The organism is Pseudomonas sp. Bout1 (genome assembly GCF_034314165.1).
GTDB lineage: Bacteria > Pseudomonadota > Gammaproteobacteria > Pseudomonadales > Pseudomonadaceae > Aquipseudomonas.
The window spans coordinates 501245-517960 of record NZ_JAVIWK010000001.1 but is presented as its reverse complement, the minus strand read 5'-3'; the positions used below and the strand labels follow the sequence as shown (position 1 = coordinate 517960).

10 protein-coding genes are annotated in these 16716 nt (G+C 61.3%); 5 read left to right on the top strand and 5 right to left on the bottom strand.

Annotated features, from left to right (window positions below; all coding sequences use genetic code 11):
• Nucleotide 1: 1 nt before the first annotated feature.
• Nucleotides 2-1036 carry a lipopolysaccharide heptosyltransferase II gene (gene waaF, locus RGV33_RS02320; RefSeq protein WP_322142945.1) on the bottom strand — a complete coding sequence of 345 codons (1035 nt, stop codon included), beginning with the start codon at nt 1034-1036 and terminating at the stop codon, nt 2-4.
• A gap of 55 nt (nt 1037-1091) precedes the next feature.
• Nucleotides 1092-4031 (bottom strand): bifunctional [glutamate--ammonia ligase]-adenylyl-L-tyrosine phosphorylase/[glutamate--ammonia-ligase] adenylyltransferase, encoded by a 2940-nt coding sequence (gene glnE, locus RGV33_RS02315; protein ID WP_322142944.1) that lies wholly within the window; start codon nt 4029-4031, stop codon nt 1092-1094.
• Nucleotides 4032-4414: 383 nt separating this feature from the next.
• Between glnE and aceE the strand changes: the two genes are divergently transcribed.
• From aceE to msrA, 4 genes are all read left to right on the top strand, one after another.
• A complete protein-coding gene (aceE, locus tag RGV33_RS02310; protein WP_322142943.1) occupies nt 4415-7060 on the top strand; it encodes a pyruvate dehydrogenase (acetyl-transferring), homodimeric type in 2646 nt (881 codons plus the stop codon).
• An 11-nt stretch (nt 7061-7071) separates the two neighbouring features.
• Nucleotides 7072-8712, top strand: coding sequence for a dihydrolipoyllysine-residue acetyltransferase (gene aceF, locus RGV33_RS02305; RefSeq protein ID WP_322142942.1), 1641 nt, complete (start codon nt 7072-7074; stop codon nt 8710-8712).
• Nucleotides 8713-9129: 417 nt separating this feature from the next.
• Nucleotides 9130-11820, top strand: coding sequence for a putative bifunctional diguanylate cyclase/phosphodiesterase (locus RGV33_RS02300; protein ID WP_322142941.1), 2691 nt, complete (start codon nt 9130-9132; stop codon nt 11818-11820).
• A 74-nt stretch (nt 11821-11894) separates the two neighbouring features.
• Complete coding sequence (msrA, locus tag RGV33_RS02295) at nt 11895-12542, top strand: peptide-methionine (S)-S-oxide reductase MsrA (RefSeq protein WP_322142940.1); 648 nt, start codon at nt 11895-11897, stop codon at nt 12540-12542.
• A gap of 81 nt (nt 12543-12623) precedes the next feature.
• Here msrA and RGV33_RS02290 read toward each other — a convergent pair whose 3' ends face one another.
• Entirely contained in the window at nt 12624-13460 is an 837-nt protein-coding gene (locus RGV33_RS02290; protein WP_322142939.1) for a 23S rRNA (adenine(2030)-N(6))-methyltransferase RlmJ, read from the bottom strand.
• Between RGV33_RS02290 and RGV33_RS34140 the strand changes: the two genes are divergently transcribed.
• Nucleotides 13425-13874: a PLP-dependent transferase gene (locus tag RGV33_RS34140; protein ID WP_416152105.1), complete on the top strand. Its 450-nt coding sequence runs from the start codon at nt 13425-13427 to the stop codon at nt 13872-13874. The two genes, RGV33_RS02290 and RGV33_RS34140, sit on opposite strands and share 36 nt — an antisense overlap.
• Here RGV33_RS34140 and RGV33_RS02280 read toward each other — a convergent pair.
• Complete coding sequence (locus RGV33_RS02280) at nt 13759-14541, bottom strand: DUF4123 domain-containing protein (RefSeq protein WP_322142938.1); 783 nt, start codon at nt 14539-14541, stop codon at nt 13759-13761. The two genes, RGV33_RS34140 and RGV33_RS02280, sit on opposite strands and share 116 nt — an antisense overlap.
• Nucleotides 14538-16559: a type VI secretion system tip protein VgrG gene (locus RGV33_RS02275; RefSeq protein WP_322142937.1), complete on the bottom strand. Its 2022-nt coding sequence runs from the start codon at nt 16557-16559 to the stop codon at nt 14538-14540. The genes RGV33_RS02280 and RGV33_RS02275 overlap by 4 nt, the downstream gene beginning before the upstream one ends.
• Nucleotides 16560-16716 lie beyond the last annotated feature (157 nt).

Here is a 16716-nt window from a genome sequence, read left to right as displayed (position 1 = left end):
CTTAACGAACCTCGACCACAGTGCCCTGCAACCGCTGCAACGCGTCGCTGACGGGTTGCGGCAGCAACTGGCGCAGGCAGTTGTAGTGGCCAAAGCGGCAAGTGCGGTCGAAACACGGGCTGCAATCCAGGCCCAGGCGCACCACTTCGACCTTGTCGGCCAACGGCGGGGTGAACCCGGGAGACGTCGAGCCGTACACCGCTACCAGCGGGCGATTCAGCGCCGCAGCCACGTGCATCAGGCCCGAGTCGTTGGACACCACCGAGTCGGCGCAGGACAGCAGGTCGATGGCCTCGGCCAGGGACGTGTCGCCGCTGAGGTTGACCGCTTCTTCGCGCAGGCCCGGGATCAGGCGCTGGCGAATATCCTCGCCCACCGAATGATCGTTTTTCGAGCCGAACAGCCAGACTTGCCAGCCTTCACGGATCTTCATCTCCGCGACCTTGGCGTAATGCTCCGACGGCCAACGCTTGGACTCGCCAAACTCCGCGCCTGGGCACAGCGCCAGCACCGGCCGGTCCAGCTCCAGGCCGAACTTGGCCAGGGCGGTGTCGCGGGTAACCGGGTCGATTTGAAGGCTCGGGCGCGGATAAGGCGTGGGCAACTCGGCACCCGGCGCGTAGGCCAGGGCCATGAAGCGCTCGATCATCAGCGGGTAGCGGGCCTTGTCGAGCTTGCGCACATCGTTGAGCAGGCCATAGCGAAACTCGCCACGCCAGCCGGTGCGCTTGGGGATGCCGGCAAAGAACGGCACCAGTGCCGACTTCATCGAGTTGGGCAACAGGATCGCCTGATCGTACTGGCCGGCCAGCGACTTGCCGATGCGTCGGCGGGTCGCCAGTTCCAGCGCGCCGTGGCCGAGCGGAAAGCTCAAGGCCTGGCGCACTTGGGGCATGCGCTCAAGAATCGGCCGGCTCCACTCGGGGGCGAGCACGTCGATTTGGCAATCGGGATGGCGCTGTTTCAGGCACTGGAACAGTGTCTGCGCCATCACCATGTCACCGACCCAACTGGGCCCAACGATCAGAATATTCATGTAGTTTCCACAAACGATACGGGGAGGCTCATGCCTCCCCGCCTTATATAGTGTTTCAGCTTAACCCCAGTTCACGCCAGATTCGCTGCACCTGGCGCCGTTCGTCAGCGAACTGGTCCCCGGCAACTGTCCCGGCCTCGTTCTGCAAGGCCTGGCGGTGAGCGGCGGAACGGTAGGCTTTATACACCTCGCGCAGCAAATGGGCATCGGCGGCAGGCATCAGCCCGACCTGCTCCAGCCCTTCCAGGATGCGGATATTGTCGGTGTAGCGCAGCAACGATGGATGTTGCGCAGACCACGCCAAAGCCGCGTATTGCACCATAAATTCAATATCGACGATACCTCCGGCGTCCTGCTTGAGGTCAAACGCCACCGTGGGTTCGAAGGCATTCGCCGCCGTTCCCGCCGCCGTGGACTTGGTGCCGAGGTTGTCACGCATCTTGGCGCGCATCTCACTGACCTCCAGGCGCAGCTTGTCCAGGTCCTGCGCGCGGCCTAGCACTTGCGCCCGCACTTGCTCAAAGGCACGACCGACATCCTGGCTGCCTACCAGCACCCGTGCGCGTACCAACGCCTGGTGTTCCCAGGTCCAGGCTTCGTTTTCCTGATAGCGCGCAAAGGCGCCCAGGGAACTCACCAGCAGACCGGAGGCGCCCGAAGGCCGCAGGCGCATGTCCACTTCATACAACTGCCCGGAGTTGGTCTGGGTGGTCAGCAGGTGAATGATCCGCTGGCCCAGCCGGGTAAAGAACTGCGCACCGTCGATCGGCTTGGCGCCGTCGGTTTCGGCTTGCGGGTCACCGTCATGGATAAACACCAGGTCCAGGTCCGAACCATGCCCCAATTCGATGCCGCCGACTTTCCCATAACCGACAATGATGAAGCCGGGATCGCACAAGGTGCCGTCCACCCGCTGCGGCGAGCCGTGACGGGCGACGGTCTGGCGCCAGGCCAGGGCCAGCACTTGTTCGAGGATCGCTTCGGCGAGCCAGGTCAGGTAGTCACTGACTTTCATCAGCGCCAGGCTGCCGGCGATTTCCGAGGCGGCGACTCGCAGGCGGTGGGCCAACTTGAAGTGACGCAAGGCTTCCATCTGCTGCTCAAGGTCATCTTCAGGTATGCGTGTCAGGCGTTCGCGCAATTCGGCGGCCAGTTCTGGCGCAAGCGGCGGCTTGAACAGGCGGCCTTCGTTGAGCAATTCGTCCAGCAGCAGTGGGAAGCGGGTGATTTGTTCGGCAATCCACGGGCTCGCGGCACATAGCGTCAGAAGGCGACGCAGGGCGTCAGGGTTTTCTGTCAGCAGCACCAGATAAGCGGAGCGACGGGCGACGGCTTCCACCAGCGGCAATACGCGCTCAAGCACCAGGTCCGGGTTGGCGTGTTCGACCGCCTGGGCCAGCAGGCGCGGGATAAACGCATCCAGACGCTCTCGACCCAAACGCTGCATGGCGCGCAATTGTGGGCTGCTGCGCAGGCCAGCCAGGGTTTTCAAGGCTTTGGGTGCGTCGGTAAACCCGCCTTCCTGCAACTGTCGGCAGGCGGCTTCCTCGTCCTGGGACTCTTCCCACAACGGCAACCACTCACCGCCCACCACCAACTCGCTCTCTTCACCCTCTTCTTCATCCGGGTCGGCAATCACCTGGCGAAAATGCCAGTCCACCCGGCCGCGCCAATACATCAGGCGCTCATGGAACGCGCTCCAGTCCGGGAAACCCATCATGAAGGCAATCCGCGCCTGGTCTTCGGTACCGTCCGGGAGCATCTGCGTCTGGCGGTCGGCAATCGCCTGGATCGCGTGTTCGGTGTAGCGCAAAAATTCATAGCCATCGCGCAGTTCGGCAATCACCGCAGGCGGCAAATAGCCCTGGCCTTCCAGCGTGCCCAGCACTTTTAACAGCGGGCGCTGTTGCAGGCTCAGGTCGCGGCCGCCGTGGATCAGCTGGAACGCCTGGGCGATAAATTCCACTTCACGGATGCCGCCCGAACCCAGCTTGATATTCTCGGCCATGCCCTTGCGCCGCACTTCCTGCTGGATCAGCTGCTTCATGGTGCGCAGCGCTTCGATGGCGGAAAAGTCCAGGTAACGCCGGTAGACAAACGGGCGCAGCATGTCGAGCAATTGCGCACCGGCTACCTGGTCACCGGCTACCACCCGCGCCTTGATCATCGCGTAGCGTTCCCAGTCGCGGCCCTGGTCCTGGTAGTACTGCTCCAGTGCATTGAAACTAAGCACCAGTGCGCCGGCTGAACCATAAGGCCGCAGGCGCATGTCGACGCGGAATACGAAGCCGTCGACGGTCATCGGGTCCAGCGCCTTGATCAGTTTTTGACCAAGACGAATGAAAAATTCCTGGTTATCCAGCGAGCGTTTTACGCCCACCGTGTCGCCGCCTTCGGGGTAGGCGAAGATCAGGTCGATATCCGACGACAGATTCAACTCCACGGCCCCGAGCTTGCCCATGCCGAGGATAACCATGTGCTGCGGCTCGCCGCTGCGACGGCCGGTGGGCGTGCCGAACATTACGCAGTGGCGCTGGTACAACCACTGATAGGCCTGGTCGATACTGGCGTCGGCCATATCGGATAGATCGCGGCAGGTTTGCACCAGGTCCGCCTGTCGGGTCAGGTCGCGCCAGATGATCCGCACTTGCTGGCGGGTGCGCTGGCGGCGCAGGACGCGGCCCAGTTCGTCCTCTGTTTCGGCTTGTTGCACGGCAGCCGCAATCTGCCCGCACAGTTCGCCGGGGGCAAAGCCGCGGTCCAACTCGCCCCAGGCCACCAGTTCCAGCAACATCAAAGGGTCACGAACACTCTGTTCAATCACAAAATCACTGGCAGCGCACACACGGGCGAAGTCAGCCCAACGTTGCGGCGTCCACGCAGAAAGGCCATTATCGCCGTCCAATCCGGCCACGGCGTCACGAAATGACTGCTCGGCCCGCTTGGCAAATGGAAGCAGGATGGCCGGCAATTCGGCCTGCACTGGAAGGCTCATGGTCTATCCTTGATCGGCGCGCAAATGGCTTGTAGCTGTGAACGCAAGAACCACGCTCGGTGAAGGACTGTCGAACAAAGGTTATAAATAGCTGAAATTAAATTCATTTTGGCAGGCAACATCAAGATTTCACCTTTTCTTGTTCGCAAATGACCAACAATAACGATTATGCTCGCCAGCTAGACCGAGCAATCCGCTCAGTCTTGTGTAGTTTTACTACTCGTATATACATTCGAAAGGCTGAAATGGCCGACGATTTGTAGTAAAACTACAGGACGCCGAAGCAACCTTCGGCCATCCAAGAATTTATGTCGTCTGCCCACAAGGCCAGTCGCAAACTTCAGGCAACCGATTCTGGTAGCCTTTCCGCCCTGGAGCAAGCCATGCAAGACCTCGATCCCGTCGAAACCCAGGAATGGCTGGACGCCCTGGAATCGGTTCTCGACAAAGAAGGCGAAGACCGTGCGCATTACCTGATGACCCGTATGGGCGAACTCGCGACCCGCAGCGGCTCGCAACTGCCTTACGCCATCACCACGCCGTACCGCAACACCATCCCGGTAACCCACGAAGCACGCATGCCTGGCGACCTGTTCATGGAACGCCGCATTCGCTCGCTGGTACGCTGGAACGCCATGGCGATGGTTATGCGCACGAACTTGAAAGATTCTGACCTGGGCGGTCACATCTCCAGCTTCGCTTCCAGCGCAACCCTGTATGACATCGGCTTCAACTACTTCTTCCAGGCCCCGACCGACGAACACGGCGGCGACCTGATCTACTTCCAGGGCCACACCTCGCCAGGCGTCTACGCCCGTGCGTTCATGGAAGGCCGCATCACCGAAGAACAAATGAACAACTTCCGCCAGGAAGTCGACGGCCAGGGCCTCTCGTCCTATCCGCACCCTTGGCTGATGCCTGATTTCTGGCAGTTCCCGACGGTATCCATGGGCCTCGGCCCGATCCAGGCGATCTACCAGGCACGCTTCATGAAGTACCTGGAAGCCCGTGGTTTCATCCCTGAAGGCAAGCAGAAGGTCTGGTGCTTCCTGGGCGACGGCGAGTGTGACGAGCCGGAATCCCTGGGCGCCATCTCCCTGGCCGGCCGCGAGAAGCTGGACAACCTGATCTTCGTCATCAACTGCAACCTGCAGCGCCTCGACGGCCCGGTTCGCGGCAACGGCAAGATCATCCAGGAACTCGAAGGCGTGTTCCGCGGTGCCCAGTGGAACGTGACCAAAGTCATCTGGGGCCGTTTCTGGGACCCACTGCTGGCCAAAGACGTTGACGGCATCCTGCAACGCCGGATGGACGAAGTCATCGACGGCGAGTACCAGAACTACAAGGCCAAAGACGGCGCGTTCGTGCGTGAACACTTCTTCAACTCGCCAGAACTCAAGGCGATGGTTGCTGATCTGTCCGACGACGAGATCTGGAAACTCAACCGTGGCGGCCACGACCCGTACAAGGTCTACGCGGCGTACCACGAAGCGGTCAACCACAAAGAACAACCTACCGTTATCCTGGCCAAGACCATCAAGGGTTATGGCACCGGTGCCGGCGAAGCGAAAAACACTGCGCACAACACCAAGAAGGTTGATGTTGAAAGCCTGAAGCTGTTCCGCGACCGCTTCGACATCCCGGTCAAGGACGAAGAGCTGGAGAACCTGCCGTTCTTCAAGCCAGAGCCAAACAGCGCCGAAGCCCGCTACCTCAGCGAGCGTCGTACTGCACTGGGCGGTTTCGTGCCACAGCGCCGCGCCAAGTCATTCGACATTCCTACACCGCCACTCGATACCCTCAAGGCTATCCTGGACGGCTCGGGCGACCGTGAAATCTCCACCACCATGGCTTTCGTGCGGATCCTCGCGCAGTTGGTCAAGGACAAGGAAATCGGTTCGCGTATCGTGCCGATCATCCCGGACGAGGCCCGTACCTTCGGTATGGAAGGCATGTTCCGTCAGTTGGGCATCTACTCCTCCGTCGGCCAGCTCTACGAGCCAGTCGATAAAGACCAGGTGATGTTCTACAAGGAAGACAAGAAGGGCCAGATCCTCGAAGAAGGCATCAACGAAGCGGGCGCCATGAGCTCCTTCATCGCTGCCGGTACTTCGTACTCCAGCCACAACCAGCCGATGCTGCCGTTCTACATCTTCTACTCGATGTTCGGTTTCCAGCGGATCGGCGACCTGGCTTGGGCAGCAGGCGACAGCCGTACCCGTGGCTTCCTGATTGGCGGTACTGCCGGGCGGACCACGCTGAACGGCGAAGGCCTGCAACACGAAGACGGTCACAGCCACATCCTGGCGGGCACCATCCCGAACTGCCGCACCTTTGATCCAACCTACGGCTATGAGCTGGCGGTGATCATCCAGGACGGCATGAAGAAGATGACCGAACAGCAGCAGGACGTTTTCTACTACATCACCGTGATGAACGAGTCCTACCAGCAGCCAGCCATGCCGGCCGGTGTCGAGGAAGGCATCATCAAGGGCATGTACCTGCTCGAAGAAGACACCAAGGAAGCGGCTCACCACGTGCAACTGATGGGCTCCGGCACCATCCTGCGCGAAGTGCGTGAAGCGGCGAAGATCCTGCGTGAAGAGTTCAACGTCGGTGCTGACGTATGGAGCGTTACCAGCTTCAACGAACTGCGTCGCGACGGCCTGGCCGTAGAGCGCAGCAACCGCCTGCACCCAGGCCAGAAGCCTGCGCTGACCTACGTTGAAGAGTGCCTGGCTGGCCGTAAAGGTCCGGTTATTGCCTCTACCGACTACATGAAACTGTTTGCTGAACAAATTCGTCAGTGGGTACCGTCCAAGGAATTCAAAGTCCTGGGCACCGACGGTTTCGGCCGTAGTGACAGCCGCAAGAAGCTGCGTCACTTCTTCGAAGTCGACCGTCACTTCGTGGTGTTGGCAGCCCTGGAAGCCTTGGCTGACCGTGGTGAAATCGAACCTAAGGTAGTGGCAGACGCTATCGTCAAGTTCGGGATCAACCCGGAAAAACGCAACCCACTGGACTGCTGAGGAGACTTTCTGTGAGCGAACTCATTCGCGTACCTGACATCGGCAGCGGTGAAGGTGAAGTAATTGAACTGTTTGTGAAGGTCGGCGACACCGTCGAAGCCGACCAGAGCATCCTGACCCTGGAGTCGGACAAGGCGAGCATGGAAATCCCTGCTCCCAAGGCCGGCGTGGTCAAAAGCCTGAAAGTGAAGCTGGGCGACCGCCTGAAAGAAGGCGACGAACTGCTTGAGCTGGAAATCGAAGGCGCCGCCGATGCGGCCCCTGCGGCGGCGGCTCCTGCTGCTGCCCCGGCTCCTGCCGCCGAGAAGCCTGCCGCTGCTGCCGAGGCCCCTGCGGCACCGGCTGCTGCACCTGCCGCCGAAACAGTCCAGGACATTCATGTTCCGGACATCGGCTCGTCGGGCAAGGCCAAGATCATCGAGTTGCTGGTTAAAGTCGGCGACACCGTCGAAGCCGACCAGTCGCTGATCACCCTGGAGTCCGACAAGGCCTCCATGGAAATCCCGTCGCCGGCTGCTGGCGTGGTGGAAAGCATTGCCGTGAAGCTGGAAGACGAAGTCGGCACTGGCGACTTCATCCTCAAGCTGAAAGTGGCGGGCGCTGCTGCCCCTGCTGCCGCTCCAGCCGCCGCTGCTCCGGCCGCCAAGGCTGAAGCCGCACCGGCCGCCGCACCTGCACCTGCTGCAAAAGCCGAGGCCGCACCGGCCCCTGCTGCTGCGCCTGCGCCAAGCGGTGCCAAGGTTCACGCCGGCCCAGCCGTGCGTCAGCTGGCACGTGAGTTCGGCGTCGAGTTGAATGCCGTGTCGGCCACCGGCCCGCACGGTCGCGTGCTGAAGGAAGACGTGCAGGTTTACGTCAAATCCATGATGCAAAAAGCCAAGGAAGCTCCGGCAGCCGGCGGCGCCACCGGTGGTTCGGGCATTCCGCCGATCCCGGTCGTGGACTTCAGCCGCTTCGGCGAAACCGAAGAAGTGCCGATGACCCGCCTGATGCAAATCGGCGCGTCGAGCCTGCACCGCAGCTGGCTGAACATCCCGCACGTGACCCAGTTCGACCAGGCCGACATTACCGACCTGGAAGCTTTCCGCGTTGCGCAGAAAGCCGTCGCCGAGAAGGCCGGCGTGAAGCTGACCGTGCTGCCACTGCTGCTCAAGGCCTGCGCGCACCTGCTCAAGGAACTGCCGGACTTCAACAGCTCGCTGGCCCCTAGCGGCAAGGCGATCATTCGCAAGAAGTACGTGAACGTCGGCTTTGCAGTCGATACCCCGGACGGCCTGCTGGTGCCTGTGATCAAGAACGTTGATCAGAAGAGCCTGCTGCAACTGGCTGCCGAAGCGGCTGCACTGGCTGCCAAGGCCCGTGACAAGAAGCTGACCGCAGACGACATGCAAGGCGCCTGCTTCACCATCTCAAGCCTTGGGCACATTGGCGGCACTGGCTTCACGCCAATCGTCAACGCGCCGGAAGTGGCGATCCTGGGTGTTTCCAAGGCCACCATCCAGCCTGTGTGGGACGGTAAAGCGTTCCAGCCGAAGCTGATGTTGCCGTTGTCGCTGTCCTACGATCACCGTGTGATCAACGGCGCGGCGGCGGCTCGCTTCACTCAGCGTCTGAGCCAGTTGCTGAACGACATCCGCACCATCCTGCTTTAAGCCTCAACAGGTCTTCTGCCCACGCAGAAGACCTGGCTTCAACGATTTCCGAGCGCCACGCTCGTACCTCAACCCCGCCAATTGGCGGGGCTTTTTTTGCCTGTTTTTCCTGTTCCTCTGTAGGAGCAAGCTTGCTCGCGAAGGCCGGCAAAGATGACGCTGGCACCCTGAATGAACGCGGTGCCTGGGCGTTTTTCGCGAGCAAGCTCGCTCCTACAGTTGGGGGCGCATCTGGCCTTGGGAAAGCCATCGGTCACCCCGGTTGCAGAAATCCCCCGCCCGGCCGATAACACACTTATAGCACTTAGCCTTCATCCTCTCTTGTCAGCCTGTGCTGCATGATGCAACCTTGCCGCAGGCAACAGTAAAGAGGGCGTGAGCCCGGCGCGATGCGCATTTTTCCAAGCGAGTTCCTCCATGAAAAGCCAACCCGATGTCGCCCGTATGGCGGCCGAGGTAGTGACGCAATTACCGGTGCCTTCGCGCCTCGGTATGCTGCGTTTCGAGCGGCTTAATGAGGCAAGCTGGGCCCTGCTGTACCTCGACCCCAATTGCGAACGCCAGTTCGGCCTGCCCGCGGTGGAGCTGTGCGCCCTGATCGGCTCGCCCTACGCCAGCTTGATGGAACCCCAGGCGCGCTATCAGTTGCATGATGCGATCCAGGAACAACTGACCATCAGCCCGCATTACCTGGTGCGCTACACCCTGCACACCAATGACGGCCCGTTGAGCCTGCTGGAGCTGGGTGAGGCCTACAAACAACACAATCGTCACCTGCTGCGCGGCTACCTGATGGTGGTCGACGGCCTGTTCAGTGATATCTCGCCGTCCCCTGCAGCGGATCTCGAAAGCCAGAACAGCCGCCTGCAAATCGCCCTGGAGCTCAACCAGCGCGCCCAGCAGGAACAACTGCAACACCTTGAGCGGGTGCGTGCCCAGCAGGAGCTGATCCTGCTGCTGGCCCGCCAGCGCTACAGCACCAACAATTCGCTGCAAGAAGCCGCCGAGTTGATCACCCGCAGCGCCTGCGACATTTACCAGATTGATTGCGCCAGCATCTGGAACCTCGAAAATCAGCACCTGGTGCCGATTTCCGCCTACCACCGCGACGATCAGCAACACCACCTGCCAGAGCCTATCGATGCCAGCGGCTTCCCCGACTACCTGGAAGCCCTGCAAACCAGCCGCGCCATTGATGCCACCAACGCGATGCGCGATCCCCGCACCCGGGAAATGGCCGAGAGCCTTCGCCCGCGGGACATCCACGCCATGCTCGATGCCAGTATCCGCGTCGATGGCAACGTGGTCGGGGTGTTGTGCCTGGAGCAAAGCGGCAGCACTCGTGTCTGGCAATCCGATGAAATCGCGTTTGCCGGAGAGCTGGCCGACCAGTTCGCCCAAGTGATCAACAACCACAACCGCCGCACCGCCACCAGCGCCCTGCACTTGTTCCAGCGGGCCGTGGAGCAAAGCGCCAACGCGTTCCTGCTGGTCAACTGCGACGGCGTGGTGGAATACGTCAACCCCAGCTTTACCGCCATCACCCAGTACAGCACCGAAGAAGTCCACGGCCACCTGCTGTCGGAACTGCCGGCGCTGGAGAACCTCAGCGAGCTGCTGTTCGACGCCCCTTCAAGCCTGGCCAAAAGCAATAGCTGGCAAGGCGAATTCAAGAGCCGGCGCAAAAACCTCGAACCCTACTGGGGCCAGTTGTCGATCTCCAAGGTCTATGGCGACAACCGCGAGCTGACGCACTACATCGGCATCTACGAAGACATCACCCAGACCAAGCTGGCCCAGCAGCGCATCGAGCGCCTGGCCTACACCGACAACCTGACCAACCTGGGCAACCGGCCGGCGTTCATCCGTAACCTTGACGAACGTTTTGCCCGCGACAGCGACAGCTCCATCAGCCTGCTGCTGGTGGACATCGACAATTTCAAGCGGATCAACGACAGCCTCGGCCACCAGACCGGCGACAAATTGCTGATCAGCCTGGCCCGCCGCCTGCGCAACAGCCTGACCGCCAGCGGCAGCCTGGCGCGGTTTGCCAGTAATGAATTTGCCGTGCTGCTGGACGACACCGACCTTGAGACCGGCCAGCAGGTCGCCAGCCAGTTACTGGCGACCCTCGACAAGCCGATGTTTGTCGACAACCAGTTGATCAGCGTCACCGGTTCCGTGGGCCTGGCCTGCGCGCCGTTGCATGGCCGCGACCCGCAAACCCTGATGCGCAACGCAGGCCTTGCGCTGCACAAGGCCAAGGCCAATGGCAAACACCAGGTACAGGTGTTTACCGAAGCACTGAACGCCGAGGCCAGCTACAAGCTGTTCGTGGAAAACAACCTGCGCCGTGCCCTGACCCAAAACGAGCTGGACGTGTTCTACCAACCCAAGCTGTGCCTGCGCAGCGGTCGCCTGCTGGGCATGGAAGCGCTGCTGCGCTGGAACCATCCAGAGAAGGGCATGATCCGCCCCGATCAATTCATCAGCGTGGCCGAAGAGACCGGGCTGATTATCCCCATCGGCAAATGGATCGCTCGCCAGGCCTGCCGCATGAGCCGACAACTGACCGCCGCCGGCATGGGTAACCTGCAAGTGGCGATCAACCTGTCGCCCAAGCAGTTTTCCGACCCGGACCTGGTGGCCTCGATTGCCGCGATCCTCAAGGAAGAGCAGTTGCCAGCCAACCTGCTGGAACTGGAGCTGACCGAAGGCCTGCTGCTGGAAGCCACCGAAGACACGCGCTTGCAGCTGGACCAACTGAAAAGTTTTGGCCTGACCCTGGCCATGGATGACTTCGGCACTGGTTACTCGTCACTCAGCTACCTGAAAAAATTCCCGATCGACATCATCAAGATCGATCGCAGCTTTATTCATGAAATCCCCGACAACCAGGACGACATGGAAATCACCTCGGCAGTGATCGCCATGGCCCACAACCTCAAGCTCAAGGTGGTGGCCGAAGGCATTGAGACCGCCGAGCAACTGGCGTTCCTGCGCCGCCACCGTTGCGACGTCGGCCAGGGCTACCTGTTTGACCGGCCAATTCCGGGGTCCGAGCTGATCGAGAAGCTTAAACGCTACCCTCGCGGTCCAATCGCCTGACAGCGCTGTGACACTCGGGCACACTGGCGTTCTGAATTCTTACTTGTAACTCAATCTGACTGAGAGGACTGATCATGGTCTTGCGCTCGGAAATTCTGGTGAACAAAAACGTGCTCCCCACTCAAGAACAAGCGTTGCCTGGGCGTGAAACCCCAATGTCCCTGCCCGAAACTCACTTCGTCAACGGCAACCCGCTGCTGGGCCCGTTTGTCGACAACGTAGAGTTTGCGATCTTTGGCCTCGGTTGCTTCTGGGGTGCCGAGCGTCGTTTCTGGCAGCGCGAAGGCATCGTCAGCACGGTGGTCGGTTATGCCGGCGGCTACACGCCGAACCCGACCTATGAAGAAGTATGCTCGGGCCTGACCGGCCACAGCGAAGTGGTTCTGGTAGTGTTTGACCAGGACAAGATCAGCTACGAAGAGCTGCTGAAAATGTTCTGGGAACTACACAACCCGACCCAGGGCATGCGCCAGGGCAATGACATCGGCAGCCAGTACCGCTCGGTGATCTATGCGGTCAAGCCGCAGCACCTGGAGGCGGCAAAAGCCAGCGCCCAGGCGTATCAGAATGAACTGACCAAGGCTGGCCTGGGCACCATCACCACGGAAATCGACGAGGCACCGACGGTGTACTTCGCCGAGGCCTATCACCAGCAGTACCTGGCGAAGAACCCGCAGGGTTACTGCGGGATCGGCGGCACGGGCGTGACCTGCCCGATCTGATTGATACACCAGCTGTAGGAGCCGGCTTGCCGGCGATAGCTATCTCAAGGCCGCCATCGCCGGCAAGCCGGCTCCTACAGGTTACTCAGCAATCAGCCAATCCATCTGCCAGCCACCCTGGGTTTGCCCAAGCTGTTTGGACAACCACGGCAGCAGCTCACGCAATTCTTCTTCCAAGCCCCACGGCGGGTTGGCAATCGCCAGGCCCGAGCCGGTCAGGGTGTTGGGCGTGTCCAGCGGATGCACCAGCAATTCCACCCGCAGCAACTTCGGCGCACCGGTGCCGGCCAGGTCCTGGTAGAAGCGGCGCAGCATGCGCTGGTCTTTCACCGGGTACCAGATCGCAGCCACTGTCTGGCGCATCCGGCTCACGGCTTCCTTGAGGGACGCGGCGCAGCGCTGCATCTCGTCGAGCTTTTCGAACGGCGGGTCAATCAGCATCAGCGCGCGCTTCTCCGGCACCGGCAGCAATGCCCGCGGCACGTGCCAGCCTTCGCCGAGGTGCACTTTCACCCGACGGTCGCCCTTCATGTTGTCCTTGAGCAGCAGGCCGTCTTCCGGGTGCTTCTCGTTGAGCAACACGCGGTCCTGAGGGCGCGTGAGGCGCCGCGCCAGCTCCGGTGAGCCGGGGTAGTAGCGCAATTGGCCATCCGGGTTCATCTCGTGCAGTACGCGCATGTAGTCGCCGACCAGCGGCGGCAGGTCGGCCTGGCCCCACAGGCGGGCGATGCCTTCCAGGTATTCCCCGGTGCGGTTTGCCTGGTCACCCTGAAGGTCGTACAGACCAATGCCGGCGTGGGTGTCGAGATAGGCAAACGGCTGCTCCTTGCGCGACATCAGGGCGATGAGGCGGGTCAAGGTCAGGTGTTTGAAGACATCGGCATGGTTGCCGGCGTGAAAGGCGTGACGATAATTCATGGTTGCTCCTGCGCAGGGGGCGAAGTTTACCTTTTACGCAGGCAAAGGTGCAGGGCTGTGGTGAGCGGGCTTGCCCCGCGCTGGGCTGCAAAGCAGCCCAATAATGGCAAACGGCGTTATTTCAGACAGAATGCAGTGGGCGACTTGGGGCCGCTACGCAGCCCAGCGCGGGGCAAGCCCGCTCACCACAGGGCCATGGCACCGATGAACGCGTTCCTGTTGCTGCAAAGCCTGCAAACCCTGGCCCTGCGCATGGAGCGCCACACCGCAAACGCCTTGAAGATTGACCACTTCAAACTCACTGCAAATCTTCAAGCGCCTGGTGAACATCGGCGAAGCCAAATCCCTGGCCTGCCATCCGGTGTCCACCACCCAACTCTGAGGCCAGCCAGGCGACCAGGGCCTGATGGCTGACATCCGCCCGGCGCACGAAGTAGGCGACCTTGTGCTTCAGGGCCGCCGGCACAAAGGCGCTGTACAAGTCCGGGCGCTGTTCCTCCAGCCATTGCAGCAGGTTATCCACCAGCGTAACGCTCGACTGCTCACCCAGGCGCTGCAGAACATGCGGCGGCACTTGCCACCACGGGCCGGGCTTTGCTGCTCCCACCACCGCAACCGCTATCTCATGTTCGCGACCATTGATCCAGTAGCGACTGAACACCGGGAGCAACTCCTTTGCCTGCGGCCCCAGCGCCTGCAAGACCGGCAGGACATAAGCACCGTCCCAGAAGCGAAAGAACACCGCCGGCCCCTCCGGCAACAGTACCTTGGTCAGGCTGCGCAGATGCTCGACAACGGTTTGCAAGGAACAGGACGACACCGCCAGCCAACCCCAGTCGGTACCTTCGCATTCGGCGGCCCATTTCAAAAAGGCGCTGTCAACGGCGACCACCGCAACGTAGGGCATCACCTCATCCCATTCCCCATACTCGCTATCCGCCCAGATTGGAGTGAACGGACCACCATAGGTACGACGCCAGGCCTCAAGTGGCTTGCAGTCACTGGCATTGCCCCACACCGCAAACAACTGCTCGCCCGCCTGCAACGGTGCAGACTCAAGCCACTGCCCGGGAGACATCATGGCGCACCTGCGGGCAGAGAGGCTTTGCGGTGCAGAGGCGTATCACACACGCCATTGCGGCAGCGCTCGCACTCCTCACAAAAGGGCGCACTGCGTTTCAGGCTGAACACTTGCACGGCACTCAATGGCGCCGGAATTACCGCCAGCAGTTTTTCCTGTAGCCCTGGCATCAGCGGCGCTCCGGCCGGTGCTGGCGCCCCGCCCAGCTGGACCGGAACGCTACTGAAAATCCCGCCCGCCGACACGTTGATCCACTGCCCGCCGGCCTGCAGGGTCACGCTGGCGCCCGCGTCGATGACGACGCTTTGCCCCGCGCCAATGTTAATCGTCAGACCGGCACGCAACTGCTGCGAGCCGGCGATCGTCAGGTGATCGTCCTGCTTGAGTTCGGTCAGGCGGTTGCCGTGGGTCGTGCGCTGCTCTTCGCCCTGAAGCTCGTGACGATCGAGGCCTTTGACGATCACGTTGCGCTGGTTGTCGACCTGCACGTGCTGATCATGGAGTACATGCTGAGTCCAGTTGCGCTGGGCGCGCAGGTAGATTTCCTCGGCGCCCTTGCGGTCCTCGATCCGCAGCTCGTTGTAGCCACCGCCGCCGGGGCTGGTCTGGCTACGGAAGATGCTGCGGGTCTTGTCGGCCGGCAGGTCCAGCGGCACCGGCGTCGCCGCATTCGCCAGGCAGCCGACCACCAACGGCGTGTCGGCGTCGCCATCGACGAAGCCCACCAGCACTTCCATGCCCACTCGCGGGATCATCACCGCGCCGTAATGCTCATGGGCCCAGCCGCTGGCTACCCGCAACCAGCAGCTGGAATGTTCGTTGTGTTCCCCTGCGCGATCCCAGGCGAGTTGCACCTTGACCCGGCCGTATTCGTCGCAATGGATTTCACTGCCTTGCGGCCCGGTGACCACGGCGTTCTGGTAGCCGGATATCGGTGTACGTGCCGGCGCTGGCGCGGGTCGAAACACAGTGTCCCAAGGTGTGGCGACGAAGGTGTTGCTATAGCCCTGGAGCAACCCATCGCCCACAGACTCTTCGAGCACTTGCGGCTGCCTGCCGAAGTGTTCGACCTGCGTCACCAGCCACAGGTCATTCCATTCATCACGCGGATGCGCTGCCAGCTTGAAAAACTGACCACTGACCAACGCCGGTTGATCGCCACTGCCATGGGCCTGGAGATAGTCACGGCGGTATCGCTCAAGGGCGCGTTGTGCCAAATGCTTGCCGTGGGCCCGATCGGTAAAGTGGCCTGGATAGCCTTGGCCTTCGAGGGCTGGAAGCTGCTCGCCCAGCACTTCGCTTTCCAGCTGCAAGCGCGGTTTGCGAAAGTCATAATCGCGCAGGTTTACACCCGTGGTCCGGGTTTCCAAACGCACCGAAAAGCGCTTGATCACCGGCGTATCGGCGACCATCCCGGTGCCAGGCGCATAGTCCGTCGGCTGCTCGCCCTGGGCGAACACCGCCTGGTCATCGCCAAACACCAACAGGTGCCCGTCAGGGCTGTGCTGGAAATGGTAGTGAATCCCCAACTCGGCGCACAGGCGCTGGATAAACCCCAAATCGCTTTCACCGAACTGCACGCAGTACTCGCGCGCCGGATACACACCGCCCAGCCTGAATTCGAAAGCATCGCCGTGGATGCCCTGCCCCTCCAGCACCTGCTTGATGATCTGCGGCACACTGTGGTGCTGGAAAATTCGCTGGTGGCTGCTGTGTTGCAGGTAAGCCAGGCGTGGCACCAGGCTGATCTGGTAGCGGGTTAACCGCCTGCCTGAGTCGCCTTGGGCAACGCGGTAGACCTGGCCGTGAATGCCATGCCCCGTGGCGTCAAAACCCAGGAAGGCCTGGCGGTGCAGCAGGCTTTCAAGGTCGAGGTCTGGCTGCTCGCTGACCAGTTCAAGGTCAAAGCAATAAGGTTCGCTGATGGCTTCGCTGCCCTTGAACTCAAAGACCTTGAGATCACTGGGCATACCGTCGAGGGTCAGGGTAAAGGCACTTTGATTGGCAGGAGCGAACATCCGGTGTTTCTCTGCGAGTAGTGGGCGGCCGATTCTGCACCAGCTTTTTGCCGAGCTGGGTACGCCGCAGGCAAATCAGTAAATCCCTACACGGCAGGCACTTTAATCTTCATGTATCTGACGTCGAAGCCCTACCGTCAGCGTGCTAGCGTAATCG